This is a genomic window from Paenibacillus marchantiae, from assembly GCF_028771845.1.
In the GTDB taxonomy this organism is placed as follows: Bacteria; Bacillota; Bacilli; order Paenibacillales; family Paenibacillaceae; genus Paenibacillus; species Paenibacillus marchantiae.
The window spans coordinates 983,197-1,000,219 of record NZ_CP118270.1 but is presented as its reverse complement, the minus strand read 5'-3'; the positions used below and the strand labels follow the sequence as shown (position 1 = coordinate 1,000,219).

General features: G+C 45.6%; 15 protein-coding genes and 1 pseudogene. 9 read left to right on the top strand and 7 right to left on the bottom strand.

Annotated features, from left to right (window positions below; genetic code table 11):
- Positions 1 to 4: 4 nt before the first annotated feature.
- Positions 5 to 1,195 (bottom strand): MFS transporter, encoded by a 1,191-nt coding sequence (locus PTQ21_RS04530; RefSeq protein WP_274568969.1) that lies wholly within the window; start codon positions 1,193 to 1,195, stop codon positions 5 to 7.
- 319 nt (positions 1,196 to 1,514) lie between these two features.
- Between PTQ21_RS04530 and PTQ21_RS04525 the strand changes: the two genes are divergently transcribed.
- On the top strand, positions 1,515 to 2,477 hold the full coding sequence (locus tag PTQ21_RS04525) for an endo-1,4-beta-xylanase (RefSeq protein WP_063565840.1): 963 nt from the start codon (positions 1,515 to 1,517) through the stop codon (positions 2,475 to 2,477).
- Between the two features lie 120 nt (positions 2,478 to 2,597).
- Here the strand turns inward: PTQ21_RS04525 and PTQ21_RS04520 are convergent.
- Positions 2,598 to 3,936: pseudogene (locus PTQ21_RS04520) on the bottom strand (glycoside hydrolase family 30 protein).
- Positions 3,937 to 4,055: 119 nt separating this feature from the next.
- Between PTQ21_RS04520 and PTQ21_RS04515 the strand changes: the two are divergent.
- On the top strand, positions 4,056 to 4,970 hold the full coding sequence (locus PTQ21_RS04515; RefSeq protein WP_274568968.1) for an AraC family transcriptional regulator: 915 nt from the start codon (positions 4,056 to 4,058) through the stop codon (positions 4,968 to 4,970).
- Positions 4,971 to 5,142: 172 nt separating this feature from the next.
- Here the strand turns inward: PTQ21_RS04515 and PTQ21_RS04510 are convergent, their stop codons facing one another.
- Entirely contained in the window at positions 5,143 to 6,663 is a 1,521-nt protein-coding gene (locus PTQ21_RS04510) for a leucine-rich repeat domain-containing protein (protein ID WP_274568967.1), read from the bottom strand.
- A gap of 487 nt (positions 6,664 to 7,150) precedes the next feature.
- Here PTQ21_RS04510 and PTQ21_RS04505 point away from each other — a divergent pair, with 487 nt between their 5' ends.
- The 7 genes from PTQ21_RS04505 to PTQ21_RS04475 all read left to right on the top strand — a co-directional run bounded on the left by PTQ21_RS04505 (position 7,151) and on the right by PTQ21_RS04475 (position 13,253).
- A complete protein-coding gene (locus PTQ21_RS04505) occupies positions 7,151 to 8,041 on the top strand; it encodes a diacylglycerol/lipid kinase family protein (RefSeq protein ID WP_274568966.1) in 891 nt (296 codons plus the stop codon).
- A gap of 173 nt (positions 8,042 to 8,214) precedes the next feature.
- Positions 8,215 to 9,132 (top strand): aldo/keto reductase, encoded by a 918-nt coding sequence (locus tag PTQ21_RS04500; RefSeq protein WP_063565845.1) that lies wholly within the window; start codon positions 8,215 to 8,217, stop codon positions 9,130 to 9,132.
- Positions 9,133 to 9,406: 274 nt separating this feature from the next.
- The gene (locus tag PTQ21_RS04495; RefSeq protein WP_063565846.1) at positions 9,407 to 10,789 is read left to right on the top strand and encodes a hypothetical protein; all 1,383 of its coding nucleotides are present in this window, start codon (positions 9,407 to 9,409) and stop codon (positions 10,787 to 10,789) included.
- A gap of 259 nt (positions 10,790 to 11,048) precedes the next feature.
- Positions 11,049 to 11,201: an aspartyl-phosphate phosphatase Spo0E family protein gene (locus tag PTQ21_RS04490; RefSeq protein WP_274568964.1), complete on the top strand. Its 153-nt coding sequence runs from the start codon at positions 11,049 to 11,051 to the stop codon at positions 11,199 to 11,201.
- Between the two features lie 98 nt (positions 11,202 to 11,299).
- Positions 11,300 to 11,680, top strand: coding sequence for a GntR family transcriptional regulator (locus tag PTQ21_RS04485; RefSeq protein ID WP_063565917.1), 381 nt, complete (start codon positions 11,300 to 11,302; stop codon positions 11,678 to 11,680).
- The gene (locus PTQ21_RS04480) at positions 11,677 to 12,558 is read left to right on the top strand and encodes an ATP-binding cassette domain-containing protein (protein WP_064641593.1); all 882 of its coding nucleotides are present in this window, start codon (positions 11,677 to 11,679) and stop codon (positions 12,556 to 12,558) included. Before PTQ21_RS04485 ends, PTQ21_RS04480 begins: the two co-directional genes overlap by 4 nt.
- Complete coding sequence (locus PTQ21_RS04475; RefSeq protein WP_064641594.1) at positions 12,555 to 13,253, top strand: hypothetical protein; 699 nt, start codon at positions 12,555 to 12,557, stop codon at positions 13,251 to 13,253. Before PTQ21_RS04480 ends, PTQ21_RS04475 begins: the two co-directional genes overlap by 4 nt.
- 55 nt (positions 13,254 to 13,308) lie before the next feature.
- Here PTQ21_RS04475 and PTQ21_RS04470 read toward each other — a convergent pair whose 3' ends face one another.
- The 4 genes from PTQ21_RS04470 to PTQ21_RS04455 all read right to left on the bottom strand — a co-directional run bounded on the left by PTQ21_RS04470 (position 13,309) and on the right by PTQ21_RS04455 (position 16,882).
- Positions 13,309 to 13,824, bottom strand: a complete 516-nt coding sequence (locus tag PTQ21_RS04470; protein WP_072733858.1) for a hypothetical protein — start codon at positions 13,822 to 13,824, stop codon at positions 13,309 to 13,311.
- A gap of 195 nt (positions 13,825 to 14,019) precedes the next feature.
- Positions 14,020 to 14,793, bottom strand: coding sequence for an isocitrate lyase/PEP mutase family protein (locus PTQ21_RS04465; RefSeq protein WP_090809296.1), 774 nt, complete (start codon positions 14,791 to 14,793; stop codon positions 14,020 to 14,022).
- 72 nt (positions 14,794 to 14,865) lie between these two features.
- Positions 14,866 to 15,912, bottom strand: a complete 1,047-nt coding sequence (locus PTQ21_RS04460) for a bifunctional transcriptional activator/DNA repair enzyme AdaA (protein WP_274568962.1) — start codon at positions 15,910 to 15,912, stop codon at positions 14,866 to 14,868.
- Between the two features lie 94 nt (positions 15,913 to 16,006).
- Complete coding sequence (locus PTQ21_RS04455) at positions 16,007 to 16,882, bottom strand: DMT family transporter (protein WP_090809294.1); 876 nt, start codon at positions 16,880 to 16,882, stop codon at positions 16,007 to 16,009.
- Positions 16,883 to 17,023 lie beyond the last annotated feature (141 nt).

Below are 17,023 nucleotides of genomic sequence, written 5' to 3'. Positions count from 1 at the left end.
ACTCTTATACCGTCTCAATTGAATTACCACTACGAGAGGTGAAAAATTTTATTTTGACAACGATGGATACCAAAGCAAGCAAACCAAAGATGATTCCGCTCCAGATGACCTGATGGATGCCGAGTTGGGCAATGAACCAGCCACCAATGGAGGTACCGAGGGTAATCCCCAGATTAGAGAAAGAGACAAAGAGGCTGTTTCCGAATTCCGGCGCTTCATGAGATTCCGTCGTAAGCCAAGTTTGGCTGACAATCAGACCGCCAGAGTGAATCGCACCCCAGACGAACACCATGATAATCATCGGAGTGAAGTAGGTACCTGCATAGAAAACGAGTAAATAAGCCGCCATGTATAGCACCGGGAAGAGGAGAACGGTCCTCGGAATATTCCGATGCAGAAGCTGTCCGAATACCAAATTGCCGGCAATCATAATAACACCAAAGGCCAAGAGCATCACACTAATCCATGAACCGCCCATTTGGGTGACTTGCCCCAGATATTCGGCGAAATAACTATATACGGAGAACATCGCTGCAAAAATAAAAATGACAGTAGCAATATTTAGCCACAGCGCAGGTTTACGCAAAATGCCGATCTGTTTGCCATAAGACATCTTCTCTTGCACAGGCATCGAGGGCAACCATATCCATATACCGATGAAAGCAATGATACTGACAACCGCTCCGAACCAAAACGCAGCCTCCAACGAGAATCGTTCCGCAAGATAGGAAGTTAGGGGCACGCCAAATGCAAAGCCGGCAGTGATTCCGGTAAAGACTTTGGCAACGGCCTGACTGCTTTTTTCCGGTGGGACCAGCTTGGCACCCGTGACGAGAGCAACGGAGAAGAAGACTGGATGGAAAATGGCCGGGATAATCCGAAAGATTAGCATCATGTCGAATCGGGTTGTGTAGGCATATACTACGTTGGAAATGGCGAACAATAGCACGGCAGTTAACAAAATGGTTTTACGATTGATACCAGATACGAGCAAAGTCAGGAAAGGGCCAGACACGGCAACGACGAGAGCGAAAATACTTACCAGCCATCCGGCCTGTGCAGCGGTGATGTTGATTTTCTGCGTGATCAGGGGCAGTACTCCGATAATGCCGACTTCTGTAGTAATGATGGCGAATACACCGAGCGCCAGAATGAGGATGAGTAACGGATTAACCTGTTGTGATTTCGATTTCATGTTAAAGTCTAGACCTCCAAATATATTTATATATACAGAAAAATAGATATATTAAACTAAAAAAATGCCTCCTCACCTATATAAAAATATATGGCCGATATAATAAGTTCTCAGAATTACATTATATCTATATTTATAGATTTGTAAATATAATAAAGTGTAAGTCATTTAGTTAAGTCATCATGTTAGTGCCCAACATCTATACTTTTTGAGGGACAAGCTATACTTTCTACATGGATAATTACAAATATATCCAGTAAAATTAAATTTGTAAGCGCTTACTAATGAATCGAATACTAAAATTCAAAGGAGGAAGATCATGTTCAAGTCCAAATGGTTTAAGACTGTAGGTTCACTGGCATTGGTTGGTGTGCTCGCTACCTCAGTCGCGGTTGGCAGTGTGAGTGCAGGTTTGGCCAAAGGTAGCAAGTTTTTGGGCAATATCATTGCAAGCAGTGTTCCCTCCAATTTCAGTCCCTATTGGAATCAGGTAACGCCGGAGAATTCAACAAAATGGGGAGCAGTCGAAGCCACGCGTAACAATATGAACTGGTCTCAGGCAGATATTGCCTACAATTATGCCAACAACAATGGATTTCCGTTCAAGTTTCACACGCTTGTCTGGGGAAGTCAGGAGCCAGGTTGGATTAGTGGACTTTCCGCTGCAGATCAGAAAGCTGAAGTAATCCAGTGGATCAAGGCAGCAGGTCAGAGATATTCCAAATCCGCGTTTGTCGATGTAGTTAACGAACCATTACATGCCAAACCTTCCTATCGTAACGCCATAGGCGGGGATGGAGCGACAGGGTGGGACTGGGTTATTTGGTCTTTTGAGCAAGCAAGACAAGCTTTCCCGAACGCCAAACTCCTGCTGAACGAATATGGGATTATTGGCGATCCGAATGCAGCTGATCAATACGTTCAGATCATCAATATCTTGAAGAGCAGAGGCCTGATTGATGGCATCGGCATCCAGTGTCATTACTTTAATATGGATAACGTTTCTGTCAGCACAATGAATACCGTATTGAACAAACTGGCCGCAACCGGATTGCCAATCTATGTATCCGAACTGGATATAACCGGCGATGATAACACACAGCTGCAGCGCTACCAGCAGAAATTCCCTGTCCTCTGGCAGCATTCGGCCGTTAAAGGTGTGACGTTGTGGGGCTTTAATCAAGGTCAGACTTGGGTGAGCGGTTCTCATTTGGTGAATACCAATGGTACAGAGCGTCCAGCGCTGCAATGGCTGAGAAATTATCTTGCGAACAATCCTTAAGCGAGGTAGGCAAAATCATTTACAGAGTCATTCCTTTCCATAACTTTGCACAAGAATATAGCGTCATATCCCCCACATCAAGTAGGGGGACATGACGCTATTTCGTGGTTTGAATGGGTATTAGGATTGGGAAATAATAATACTGTTGAAGGAATCCGCCTCCAGCTCGAACCGGAGTGTCTGCCCTTCATATGCCAGATGCAGGTCACGGCTGTCCTTGAACGGATTGTTGATGACAATGACGAGACTATTGTCCGGGTTGCGGAAAGCCACGGCTTTGCCACTCCAGGCTCCAGACAGTCCGACTCTTCGTGCACCAGGCACGACATCATGAGCAAAATGCTTCATCACATAATACTCGGGATTCCGAATGATTCCTTTGGCATCCGGGTCTACCGTAATCATGGAGTTTTGCTCCCACCCCCATGTGCTGCGGCCTTTTGGCTCCAGAACCATGTTCCAGTAAATATACGCATTCACTCCATTGCTGAAATAGTGCTGATACAGATTAAATACATACTTGGCGTAGTTCCACGAGTTGTTACCGTCACCGCATTCATTCTCGGTCTGCATGTAACGAAGCTCCGGGTAGCTCGCAGCTGTACGTTGGATGGCATTTTTGCCTGCCCACTGATAACCAACTCCCTTGATATAGGCGTACGCTTTGGGATCACTAAGCACCAGTCCGGCGTATTCGTCAAAATCATTCGTTTTCTTTTTGATCAATTCTTCCCATGGATCAGGTGCGTTGATCGTTCCCAGCCAGATTTCCGTATCCAGACCGTGCTGGTCAAAAGCAGGACCCAGATAGTCGGCGATAAACTCACGCAGCTGCTCACCTGTCCACATGCAGGAAGGGAATTTCTGATCCGCGATGACTTCGTTTTGTACATGGACCTGATGGATGGTGATGCCAGCGTCCTTGTACGCCTGTACGAATTTGACAAAATACAGCGCATAAGCTTCCAGGATATCCTTCTCCCAGCGCAGCGTTCCATAGTTATAGGCTTTCGGTGATTTCATCCAGGTGGGCGGGCTCCACGGCGAGGCGAAGAATTGCAGATTCGGATTATAGCTCAGGGCCTCTTTGATGTATGGAATCAGATATTTGAAATCACGTTCGATCGAAAAATGTTCCATGGTCACATCGCCGTCCACCTCATTGTGACTGTACCATTGCACTGCATAATCACTCGCGCCGATGGGCAGGCGACAGATGTTGAATTTATGTTCACCTTCCGGGTGGAAGAGGGGAATGAAATACGTCATGACGCTGCTCCTCATTCAAGTGGGACAGGGCAATATAACCAAGCTCATTAAAACAACCGCCAAATCCTTCTACAAGCTGATGCTGTTCACCTGTGAGCTTTAAGTTAGCGTTTTTATTTGTAGATGTATAAGAGATCTCTTTCCATGCATGATCTGGTGTAGTGGAATAACCATGTAATGTCAGGGACATTGGAATTTCCTCCTCGCTTGAATCTTAGGTATGATGTACAGTCAGTATATCAAGTCCCATTGCAAAAGAAGATACGCTGAACCGCGTAAAATTTGCCCTAATCCAAGGTGGTGAAATGCATGATCATTCCTGAACCATACCGTTCTTATCTATCTCCGGAGAGCCGATGGCTGCCTGCGACGGACTGGAACGTCAAGCTGTTTGGTGCTCACATGCAGAAGGTAAAGCGAGGCTGGCAAGTGCCGCTGGAATCGCATTTGGCCTTTGAATTGATACTGATTCTGGAAGGATCGCAGACGACGATACTGGAGAACATCCGTTATGAACTCCTAGCAGGAGATATATTGCTTATCCCGCCTGGATGCAAACATACCAATGAATGTAATCAGGAGCAGGGGCTGACCTACTTTATTGCCCATTTCAATGTAGATGAGGTTCTGTTTCGCCAGGAGATGAGTAGACATGTGCAGATGTTGTTCCCATGTGGCGGCGAGGATAATCAGCGATTAACGGAAGTCATGATGAAATGGGTGGAGCTGCTTCAGCACAAAGAAGAATATACAACATCAGATCTGTTCCGTATGCAGGCTGGTTTGCTGGAGATTTTGGCGATATTGGCAGAGCAAAGCTCCTCCCGTTCCCAAGAAGCCGTATCGCCTACTGTGGCGCACTATGCAACACTGATTGCCGAGGCAATCAAAAGCCGCTTCAATACCGGGAATATCCAGCGGGAAGGGCTGGGAGATAAGGAGATTCGGATTGAAGAGATTGCGGCCTCGCTTCAAATCAGCCCTGGATATGCTCTGGAGACGTTTCAGAAAGTATACGGCATCTCTCCGCGCAGATATTTGTCCGAACTGAAGCTCCACGAGGCCAAGCAGCTGATACACCAGCCTGATCTTAACCTCACTCGCGTTGCCACCATGCTCGGATATTCCAGTCTTGCGCACTTCAGTCGGCAGTTCAGGCGATGGACTGGCATGAGTCCCAGTGAATACAGGCAGACCCTGGGCAGCATCCGTTTTTTCGATTAAATAATCGCTTTCCGCGTGATCGTATCTAGTTTAATGCTCATCAAAAATCCCCGCTGATGTTCAGACGGGGACTTCGCTGTGCATGTAACAATCTACATGGAGGGCATATGAATTGAATTGTGCATTAAGATAAGTTGAGATAAGTGCGCGGTGCTGATCATGCTTTGCTTAATTAAGGTTGTACATTTTCGTCCTGCGCTTTGTTTTCGAAGATCAGAATCGTTTTGCTGCTTCCGATATACGCAACCGTCGTATTGAATTGCTCCGAAATAAAACGTACCGGGACAAACGCCTTTCCATCCTTCATCAACAGGGGTGCATCATTTATAGCAAGCGTATCGTCCACAACCACCTGCTTGTTGCCCACCGTCCAATGAATCGTTGTATCATTCTGCGCAATCTGAACCTCCTGTGTATCCGGATTCCAGTTCACGCTGGCATTCAACTGCTCGGAGACAAAACGGAGTGGTACATAGGTCCGTCCCTCATCGATAAAAGGTGCAGCCTCCAGTGCGTAAGCACGATCCCCGACATAGGCCGTGGTAGAGCCTTCAATAAGCCGCTGGAAATTACCCTGTGGAGTACGCTTCTGCTCCCGCACATTCATTTGGTTTAGAAGCTGCATCGTGTCACTACCGTTCGCAACATCCAGATAATTATTTTGCACCGTAAGTCCGGCAGGTTCCGGTTCAGAGACCGAGGTCTGCGTACCGGAGGATAAGGAAGTGGAAGCCGAGATATCCGTTATCGTATTTGTATTTGCAGAGCTGTTTCTTGTAAAAGTAAAACCGGCAATCGGTGACAGATTCCACACCCGGTTATTGGACAGTTTCAGTACTTCCAGCTTGGATAGCTGGCGTAACGGCTCCAGATCATAGATCTGATTGGACTCCGCATTCAGTTCTTTCAACCCTACCAGGTCTTCCAAGGGTGCCAGATGCTGAACCTGATTCCCGGAGAAGTCCAGCGTCTGCAGGCGTGTCATATGCTTCAAGGGCATCAGATCGGAGATCTCGTTGCCTGCCACATTCAGCTTCTGAAGTGTATTCGGCAGATCAGCCAGTACATCCAGTGTATGAATGTGGTTGTTGGACACATTGAGCTGTTTCAGTTTTCTTTTATCCGCCAGTGGTGTCAGGTCCGTTATCGCATTATTCGAGATTTCAAGCCATTGAAGATCATCTGCATCCGCCAGTGCGGAGAGACTAGTAATCTGGTTACCGCTGGCGTGAAACGTATGTAATCGGGTGAATCCACGTACAACTTCTATGGAAGAAATGGAATTGTTGCTGATATACAGCCGTCCCAGGTCTTTCAAATCAGCCAGTGCATCAATCGATGTAATGTAATTATTGCGGACGTCAACCTCGCGAAGCTGAGTCAGATGCGCAAGCGGTGTTAGGTCTTCAATCTCATTGCCATATAACCGGAGGTGGGTCAGATTCGTGGCGTATTCCAGACCGGACAGGCTTTGAATGCCTGCATTGCTTAGATCCACCACGTTCAGCTGCTCCAGATCGGAGGAGGTTAGAGGGGCATCTACCGGTTTGTTCAGGATCAGCTTCAGTCCGTTCTCCAGTGCAGGATCTTTGATGATTCCTTCGCCCAAGTCTGCCGTAGTATAGGCCATCGCTTGCCCAGCCGCCCCAAGACTCAGGATGAAGACTAGAAATAGTAGAGTCATTCTTCTCATTGCATGAATTCCCTCCGATTCCGATTTTAAAATACTCCGAACAGATTGATTTTTTTCGATGATATATAAGGTAAGTACAATATTTACACGATAACGGAGAGGGCAGAAATAACCTGAAGAAGCGAAGCGGTCACCTTTATCACGGGATTTCTCCCTTTAGAAAAAGGGAATCAAGGAAATCCGGGGATAACTGTGATCGGAAGGTTGTTCTGCCATCGGAGTGGTAAGTGTAAATGGACCAGTTTAACTTATGCAGGCACGAATAAAAACACATCTATAGTTATTAACCCATCATGGGGCAAAAGGAACAAGAAATTCATGACAGGTAGAACATCTACTTCTATTCTATATGATACAAACCCCATACTGCACTCTTCCAGCCATCTTTTTCAAAAAATATTGTACAACTCCTCTAGATGCTATTCAACTCCATGGCAGAAAGGGTATAGATGAAGTAAGAATGCCATTTGGAGGAGAAGATGCAGGTATGCGCCAAGCCATGATCATTAGTAATCCATCGTCGGGTAAAGAAGAGGCTCAGCAATATGTGTCCCAGGTACAAGAAATTCTTGAATCACAGCAGTATGAAGTGGTGGTCAATGAGACGGCTGGTGAGGGCGATGCGACCAACTACTGTCTGAGTGCCTGCAAAGATGGCTGTGATCTCGTCATTTCCATCGGAGGGGATGGGACGCTGCATGAGACGATTAACGGCATGATGGATCAGGAGCATCGTCCCAGACTGGGTGTGGTGCCGCTCGGTACGGTAAATGATTTTGCGCGTGCGCTGAATATCTCGCTTGATCCGGAGGAAGCCATTCGGCAGTTACGTTCGGAGCAGATCCATAGGGTGGATCTCGGTAAAATCAATGATCGTCTGTTTGCCAACGTGGTGGCAGCCGGTTCATTGGCAGAGGCGTTGTTTTCGGTATCTTCGGAAGAGAAGTCGAAGCTGGGTTCATTCGCATATTTGAAAGAAGGATTGAAAGATCTGATGAATACACCGGCCAAGCCACTAACTATTGAGTATGACGGGAAGTTTTGGGAAGGGGAGTCTCCACTTTTTCTCGCGGCACTGACCAATTCGGTTGGAGGTTTTGAGAAATTGTCCCCAGAAGCAGCGGTGGATGATGGGTTAATTCATTGTTTTGTGATCCGTAGCATGAATGTCTTTAATACGGTAACACTCGGAACGTCCCTGTTGTTTGGCAATCTGAAGAACCATAAGGATGTTGATTATTTTACAGCAAAAGAAGTTCACGTCCGTTCTATAGAAGCCATTCGCACAAATGTGGATGGGGAGGAAGGGCCTTCTTTGCCCATTCAAATCAGTGTATTGCCTCGGCATATTGAAGTGATAGTCCCGGAAGAAGTATAGGTGGGGGAACGATGCTGAAAAAAACCTCCATTATTCCATATAAGAATTCTAAAATTCCATTGAAACCGATTGCAGTTCTGTGTCACAATCATAGACGGAAGACAAGTATATACTAGTTGGCAAAGATCATAGAATGAATGTACGATACTATTCGAATATGGAGGGAAATCATCTTGAGAACAATTAAACTTGGCAGCAGCGCACTCGAAATACCGGTTGTAGCCGTTGGCTGCATGCGAATTAATTCATTAAGCAGCAAAGAAGCTGAACATTTTGTTCATTCCGCCATGGAAGCAGGCGCGAACTTCTTCGATCATGCTGATATTTATGGAAACGGGGCGTGTGAGGAGATCTTTGCAGAGGCTGTGCAGATGAATCCCCAGGTTCGTGAAAATATGATTCTTCAATCCAAATGCGGTATCCGCAAAGGCATGTTTGATTTCTCCAAAGAGCACATCTTGAATTCGGTGGATGGCATTCTGCAGCGCTTGAAAACCGATTACCTGGATGTTTTGTTGCTGCATCGTCCGGACACCTTGGTTGAACCGGAAGAAGTGGCTGAAGCCTTTGACCAGCTGGAACGCGAAGGCAAAGTGCGTCACTTCGGGGTATCCAACCAGAATCCGAACCAGATCGAACTGTTGAAAAAATACGTTAAACAGCCACTGGTAGCCAACCAGCTGCAGTTGAGTATTACCAATACCACGATGATTGACAGTGGAATCAACGTAAATATGGAGAACGATGCCGCGGTTAACCGTGATGGCAGTATTCTTGATTATTGCCGCCTGCATGATATCACGATTCAACCATGGTCCCCGTTCCAATACGGATTCTTCGAAGGCGTATTCCTGGGCAGCGATAAGTTCCCGGAACTGAATGCGAAGATCGATGAGATTGCTGCAAAATATGAAGTGAGCAACACGACCATCGCAATTGCCTGGTTGCTGCGTCACCCGGCACAAATGCAGCCCGTGACAGGTACAATGAACATCCAGCGTTTGCAGGATTGCATCAAAGCTGGCGATGTTCACCTTACACGCCAAGAGTGGTACGAAATCTATCGTGCAGCTGGCAATGTGCTGCCTTAAACCCAAATCAATACATAGCAGAATGATCTGCTGTATTGCATGTAAAACACGAGCGTATATAGCGCTCGTGTTTTTATTTTATCCTTTATTTGATGCTTATTCGTTCCCGGTATAAAATAAGGGTAGGGCCTCTATTTTAACAAAAGGATTATTTTGTAATTAATACAAATTAGTTGAATTTATCTTATTGACCCTTGCTTAATTATTACATATAATTACTTTTGCATACCGTTAATCCTGTTTATGGTTTTTTATTTTGGAGGGTGGTGTTAGTTTGGAGCCGACAACCACGATACGCGATCATTTAGAGAGTTATCTGAAGCGTGAGCAGATGTCCATTAGTCTTTTTTCGGAAACGTCAGGAATTAACTCGGGTACGCTGAGCAACATTTTGAACAAGAATCGTCCGATTGCGATGCAGCAGCTGGATCGAATCACTTCAGCTATGAGACTTGAAGAAGGTTACTTCTATGAATTGTATATAGATGAGTGTTTTGTCCATGCTGCCCCTGACTGGCGAAGACTGGGACCATTCCTTCATCGATGTGCAGAATTGGATAAATTGAATTGTATTGAAGATGTTATCCGGTTGATGATGGATAATCTATCTTATATTCCTTTGTTATTTGATCTGGCTGAAGAATTCTACCATGCTGGTAAATTCAAACCGGCCGTTCTACTATATGAAACGATAGCCGAAAGTGAGAAAATGCAACACTCCGAACGGCTTGCACTATGTCAGTATCGACTATTCAGATTGGGGCTGAGCAATGATCAGCAACGAAATCTAATCATTGCGGCCCAATTCGAATACTATGTGGATCGGCTGGATGAACGCTATCAGCTGGATGCGCTTAACGAACTGATCAATGCCTTTGCATCTCTTCACAGGTGGAGCAAGGTTCAGGAGCTCTCTGAAAAGTTGAAAGTAAAAGCGACCATTCATTATGAGTTGAATGGAAGACGGAAACAGGAAGAGACGAAACGACCGATTATCTTTTATATTATGTATGCCTATTTGGCATCTGGAAGTGCTAACTTCCATCTAAATAATTATGAAATTGCACTGAAATATGTTTCTTTATATACGGACTACAGTTGGGTAAAAAAGCCTGATTCGGATGAGCTGGTTGTCATTAATCAATTCCAGGAATGGGCTGAAGGAAATCGCTATATATATCAATTAATGGCTGGACAGTTTGAGATATTGCCTGACTATCTCGATTACATCTCAACGAAAGAAAATGAGATTTTCCCTGCACTGTGTGACATTGTAACAGCTGCAAATCGCTATGATATGAATATTGACTATGTACTAAAGGAATACGAATCCTACTTCACTTATCAAGAACAAAGTAATCGAATTGGGAAAGTTAGCAAACAGGTAACGGATGATCGCTATGTTCGTCTGTTGGCAGGATTGGGAACCTATTACCTTAAAAAAGATGAATTTGCCAAGGGAATAGATTTTGTTCTTGATAGTTTGAGGTTTTCACTTGAAATTAGTGACGGACGAGGTATGCTTAGAGGTGTCGGGCTATTTGAGCAATATAGGGATTATGCGTCTGACACAGCTATACAGCAGTACAAAATTTTGATTAGTGAGGTGCAGAAACTCAATGAAGAGAAAGCTGGCTTTGCTGATAGTTACATGTAGTATAGTGGTGAACATCGTTGCTCCTGTTATTGGACCTGTCCCCACTGAGGAAGTTCCGAACCCTTCAATTTACCGAACTAATGACCATGGTTTAGGGACATAAGCCTAAGCCAAGGGACGCTTCTGAATATTCATTCAGAGGCGTCTTTTTTTGCGTCTGGTGGAAGAATAAGTATGTCGTACCCCTTGCGGCCTATCGATTGGCATAATAAACTAAAATATGACAAAAAGGAGGGATACTATGGATTGCCTGGAGTTAATGTCACAGATCGAAGAAGCCAGACAACAGCTTCACCGCTTGCAGTCGGAATACGGAAGTTTGCTTCATCCTGAAGTCATCCAGCAATCTGTAGTTCTGGACGGTCTTATTAATCAATACAATCGAGCCAAAATGAAAAATTTGATTAATTAGTGGTTCGCCTATTTACATATTGGTTTCCGTATACTATAGTTAGTCACATGAGTAACTAACCGACTAACTAATTAACGATGAATGAAAGTTGGAATCGCATGAAATCGAATTTGGATGAATCTCAGCCCATTTTTCATCAGATATCCATGATGATTATGGATGACATTGTAGACGGCAGATTGAAGGTAGAGGAACAGGTTCCGTCTACCAATGAGCTCTCTCGCTTTTACAATATTAATCCAGCCACGGCACGCAAAGGGCTTCAAATGCTCGTGGACAAAGGTATCATTTACAAACAGCGGGGTGTTGGAATGTTTGTTGCGAAGGGAGCCAGGGAAGCGTTGCTTGTTGAGCGAAAACAGCATTTCTACGAGGAATATATTAAACCTTTACTTGAAGAGGCCAGACGGATTCACATGAATGAGGATATGATTATTGATTTGATTCGCGGCAAGAAGGATAAGGAGAGTGAGTTATGATTCATATCGAGCAGATGAACTACAGCTATCAGAAAACAAAAACGCCGGTTCTGAACAACGTTACTTTGCATGAAAATGAGCCGATCATCAGTGCAATGTGGGGAAGAAACGGTGCCGGCAAAACAACCCTGATGAGTCTACTCGCAGGCCATAACCGACCTGATGCTGGAACCATTCAAGTGATGGGCCAGGATCCATACAATAACTTGGCTGCGCAGGAGAACCTGTGTTATATCCAGGAGAACCATCCCCTGGGTAGAAATTGGACGATCAAGGACATGGTTCGATTCGGTCAATACTTCCATCCTCAGTGGAATCAGGCTCTTGCCGAGCAACTAATCGACATCTTCGAATTACCAGAGAAGAAGAAGATCGTCAAATTCTCAAAAGGCATGAAGACCGCCGCTCAGATGATATTGGGTCTTGCCAGTAACGCAAGGGTAACGATTCTTGATGAGCCCACCAATGGACTTGATGCTGAGAAACGTAAATATTTCTACAATGCTTTACTGGAGACTTATGAAGATAACCCGCGTCTAATTCTAATATCAAGCCATCATATTGAGGAAATTCAGCCTTTATGTGAGTCCCTTATCGTTCTGCAAGCAGGGGAAGTGTTGTTTAATCAGTCGATGGAAGAGATGCGCGAAAAAGGAGTTCTTCTAACAGGGAGAATAGAAGATATCAATCGAGTCACCGCAGACGTGAAGGTCATAGAATCTTCCCAGATGGGATCGACCTTGAAAGTGATGATTGATGAGCCATACTCGAAAACGTGGAAAGACATCGCTCATACGCAGGGGCTTTCCATTGAGAAGGCGACATTACAGGATTATTTGGTTAACAGGACGCGTAATCAGGAGGGGATTAAGCGATGAACTCGGTGAAAGGTACGAATCGGCTGATTCTGGATGATATGCGCTGGTATTTGATGATCTTCTCCTTCATCACCCTTATGCTTACTGTAGTCTATCTGGCCATTGGATTCATCTTCGATATTGCTTATACTACACAACTTTGTGGTCCAATGTATGGAGGGATCTGTGCTTTTGCGATTGCGGGAATCGTTACCTTGTTTCCGGTTGCGATAGGTATAGGGAGTACACGCATTCAGTTCATGAAATCCTTCTATATCATTTCGGTTTGGATGGTCATAGGCACAATTACCATCCTGAATATAATCTATTTTATTACGCATCTTCTCCTTGAATATGGAACACTTCGCGTAACCTTTTATCAACCAGGCATGCTGTACTCAAGCGAATATCATTTTTTCTCCTATTTGTGGATCGATCTGATGATTGGTTTTCTCGTGCTGGGACTGTCCATCTTTTCAACCGTCTGTTGGATCAGATTGGGGATGCGCAATTTTTTCAGTCTGTTCTTTGGATTTAGCTTAATCGTCACGCTGGTATTTACTTTGACCGATCTTAGTGAGTTTATGTTGTGGATTGCGGGAGTCAATCGCATGACATTGTTCACTGCTCTGGGAGTCATTGGAGGTGCTTTGCTTCTGAGCACGTACCCCATGATGAAGAATGCACCGCTTACAATGAAAGGCAGAAAAGATTGATAAGATCAGAAAAACACGAGTGCGTACATACACGCCTCGTGTTTTTTTGTATGAGTTAAGCTTGAGCTTGTGGTTTGAATCCTTCTTCTTTGAGATACTCGCCTGCTTCGCTACGCGTTTCGAAAGCCATATCCAGATTAACACCGGAATACACATACCACATGTCATCTTCATATTTTAAAGTAAGTGTATGTCCATCTTCATCGACCCATGTTCCGCCACCGGTAGAGGTTGTAGCCAATGTAGGAGCAGCTTTGGCTTGTTCTGGCTCTTCTGATTCTACTGCGTTGGGATTGGTTGACATTGCTTTAATCGTTTCATCTAACAATGTGCGTAGATCTGCTTCGGAGTAATCACGAATATTGACGAATCCTTTATTATCTGTCTCATAGTTGGGCAGCAGCCCTGCATAGATATAACCGTTACCGTTAGGATGAATATGGAGAGCAACGATCTTTTTCTCGTACGCACTTTCTTCGTAGTGGAAATTAACACGGCCGAGAGAAACATCTTTGCGTTGCAGTTGGGGATACGATTGTAGCACTTCAAGCTTTTGTTCAACGTTAAGCATATTTTCCTCCTGTTAGTGTTGGGTAGTGGTGATTATAACATACATAGGTGAAAAGATAAGCATCAAAAAACAGGCGCAGTATAGCACCTGTTTGAGGATTCACATCATAGATGATCGCTTGTAATAGTAGCATTAAATGAATATCGTGGAAAAGTGCGCTTCCTTCTAGTGGAAAATGAGAAGCGCGCCTTTCTGTTAATTTCCAGATAGAATACTTTGCCCCAGTTCTTTCAGGTGTTCCATCGCTTGCAGATAAGGATAAGGTCCATAACTTACGCGTGCCACACCCAGCCCGGCAAGTTGTTTCGGTGAAGGTTCATGGGATGTAACCATCACGTTGACCGGAAGCGACGAACGTTCACACAATTCCTGAATCAGTTGTTGATTCTGTAAGCCCGGAACGAACAGACCACTGGCGCCTGCTTCTGCATATGCCTTGGAGCGAATAAGTGCTTCTTCCAGGAGAGGGTGATTGTGTCGTTCAGGTGCATTTTGCAAAAAGATATCTGTGCGGGCGTTAATGAACAGCGGAATGCCTGCCTGCTCCGCAGCTTCCTGGGCAGCCGACAGTCTCAGACATTGCTCCTCCACAGCGTACAGTCCCGCGCCAGAGGGGAGCTGATCCTCAATATTAATTCCTACCGCACCGTGATGGATCACTTGGCTCACATTTCCCTTCACTTCTGACGCCAACCTGCCATACCCTCCCTCAATATCGATAGTAACAGGCAAATCCACGCTCGCTGTAATCCGGGCCAGATTGTCCAGTACCAGCTGGAATGGCATCGCTTCTCCATCTTGTTCACCGTGGGCAGCAGCTACAGACCAGCTTCCAGTAGCGATTGCTGCTGCTCCAGCAGATTGGATGGCGAGTGCACTCCCGGCATCCCAGACATTGACCAGAACCAATGGATTGCCTTTGGTATGGGATTGGTGGAACATCAACGCTTTTTTTTGTAGGGTACTCATAAGACTTATCTCCTCCGTTACATAGCTGTATCCTTCATATCACTTGCCGTTCTTTTCTTATCTATTGAGTACTCAGCTACCCTGCTTCTCGTGAGTTAAAAGCCAGTTTTTGCGTGTCAGGCCTCCTCCGTATCCACCCAGTTCACCACTAGCATTGATCACACGGTGACAAGGAATAACAATAGCTAGCTGATTAGCTCCGTTGGCCTGTGCTACCGCTCGACATGTTGTGGGTTTACCCAGTGCATTCGCGATATCTTGATATGACCTCGTCTCCCCCGGCGGGATCGCAATCAATTGCTCCCATACACTCTTCTGGAATGGTGTTCCTAACCAGAACAACGGGGTATGGAATACAGCTAGCGTGCCTTCAAAATACTGTGCAAGTTCCCGTTCAATGGAACGAATCGGATCTGTTACTCCAGGTACAATGGCTGACTTCGTTCGTTTGCGCAATCGTTCCACCTCGCGCTCCAGACCTCTTCGATCCACGAATTCGAGCAGATATAATGCTTTCTCATCGGCTACAGCCATCATGGGTCCAAGACGTGTGTCGATCCAGGACGCCTTCAATACATGTTCTTCATCTACTTGTGTAGGCGCTGCGCCCATGATTCGCGAGAAGGCATCCCGGAACCCGCTGCCAGACTCGTAGCCGGTGGACAGCTGGGCATCAATGACCGTACGACCGGAGCGAATATTTTTCAGGGCCAGTCCCATACGGCGGGCACGGGCATACTCCACAAAGGTCATGCCAAATCGCTTCTTGAACTGACGTCTGGCCGTCGATTCGTCGATGGATAATGCCTTGAAGTCCTGGCCTTTCCAGCGTTTCTCCGGATGGTTCTCCACGGCTTCCACCAATACGCGTACCACATCAGATACCTGATTGGGATGAGACAACGGGCGGCAACGCTGGCAAGGACGATACGAAGCAAGCAATGCCTGCTGCGCCGTCTCGTAGAATTCACAGTTTTCGAATTTTGGTTTTCGCGCGGGGCATGTAGGCCGGCAGAATACACCCGTCGTCTTGACGCCTACATAGAATAAACCTTCGTATTCCGAATCCTTGGCAACCAGAGCCTCATAGTATTGTTCTTTCAGTTCAGCAGAAATCATTGGGCGCACGTCCTTATATCAGTAGAGTTTATCCTTATTGATATTATAAAAAAACGATGCGCAGGGCATCGCCGAAAATCAGGCATGAATATTTTTATTTCATCAATACATTCTTATTATTTGTTCGTCCAGTCCAGTTTACCAGAAAGATACCCAGGAATATGCATAGCCCGCCCATATAGACGTAATTCCGAATGACTTCGCCCAGAAGCAGCCAGCCGGATAAGACCCCGAAAAATGGAGCAAGAAACAGAAACGCACTTGTCTGGCCCGGATCGCCCTTGCTTAACAGGTAATACCACGTAGCGAACTGCACAATGGAACCGAGGATCGCCAGATATAGAATCACCCCTATGGACGTGGTGTTCAGGATGAGTTTTGTTGATTCCATGGTAAAACTGAGCAATAACAGCGTTAGTCCGCCGAATAACATCTGATATGCCGTTAGCACCCATGTGCTGAAGTGTGAGCCCCATTGTTTGACCAAGAGGGTAGCGATCGCCCAGGACAAGGCAGACCCCATACCCAGTAACGTTCCTCCGGAGAATTGAAGATGGAAACCAAGCGTGATGAAAACTCCTGTTATACCGATGAGCACCCCAAACCACTGGTATACCTTATATCTCAGACCAAGAAATACACTCCCGAGAAGAACTACCAATAGCGGATTTGTAAATGTGAGAATGGATGTCTGCCCGGAAGGAATAGTGCGCATGCTCAGGAAAATGCAGGCCATCACACCCGTCGTCTGGAACAGACCGATGACGAACAACCGGAGCCAGTCAGGCGCGGTCACGGGAAGATTTTTATTTCGCACCCAGAGCGCCATTAGTCCTCCAGCGAGCGTAAATCGAATGCCGACCAGCAGAATGGGTGAGACATAAGTCAATCCGATTTTGCCCACAGCAAAGGATGAACCCATAAGCGAAGTGGCGAGTATAACGAGCATCATAAAAGCAAAGCGATTCAACCTTTTACCCCCTCAAATAGCATGTTTTTTTGACCCTTTCAGGGTAACACGCCAACATTTCAGGGTTCATCGAAGTGTATTAACGAATTGAATTTAGTACTCATTTACATAATATGGAGCTTAATGTGAGACGATATGGTG

Excerpts from the sequence above, each read along its gene's own strand:
- PTQ21_RS04530 (WP_274568969.1), bottom strand. The coding sequence starts at position 1,195 with ATGAAATCGAAATCACAACAGGTTAATCCGTTACTCATCCTCATTCTG.
- PTQ21_RS04465 (WP_090809296.1), bottom strand. The coding sequence starts at position 14,793 with ATGAGTACCCTACAAAAAAAAGCGTTGATGTTCCACCAATCCCATACC.
- PTQ21_RS04480 (WP_064641593.1), top strand. The coding sequence starts at position 11,677 with ATGATTCATATCGAGCAGATGAACTACAGCTATCAGAAAACAAAAACG.
- PTQ21_RS04470 (WP_072733858.1), bottom strand. The coding sequence starts at position 13,824 with ATGCTTAACGTTGAACAAAAGCTTGAAGTGCTACAATCGTATCCCCAA.
- PTQ21_RS04525 (WP_063565840.1), top strand. The coding sequence starts at position 1,515 with ATGTTCAAGTCCAAATGGTTTAAGACTGTAGGTTCACTGGCATTGGTT.
- PTQ21_RS04505 (WP_274568966.1), top strand. The coding sequence starts at position 7,151 with ATGCGCCAAGCCATGATCATTAGTAATCCATCGTCGGGTAAAGAAGAG.
- PTQ21_RS04475 (WP_064641594.1), top strand. The coding sequence starts at position 12,555 with ATGAACTCGGTGAAAGGTACGAATCGGCTGATTCTGGATGATATGCGC.
- PTQ21_RS04515 (WP_274568968.1), top strand. The coding sequence starts at position 4,056 with ATGATCATTCCTGAACCATACCGTTCTTATCTATCTCCGGAGAGCCGA.
- PTQ21_RS04490 (WP_274568964.1), top strand. The coding sequence starts at position 11,049 with ATGTCACAGATCGAAGAAGCCAGACAACAGCTTCACCGCTTGCAGTCG.
- PTQ21_RS04485 (WP_063565917.1), top strand. The coding sequence starts at position 11,300 with ATGAAATCGAATTTGGATGAATCTCAGCCCATTTTTCATCAGATATCC.
- PTQ21_RS04460 (WP_274568962.1), bottom strand. The coding sequence starts at position 15,912 with ATGATTTCTGCTGAACTGAAAGAACAATACTATGAGGCTCTGGTTGCC.
- PTQ21_RS04510 (WP_274568967.1), bottom strand. The coding sequence starts at position 6,663 with ATGAGAAGAATGACTCTACTATTTCTAGTCTTCATCCTGAGTCTTGGG.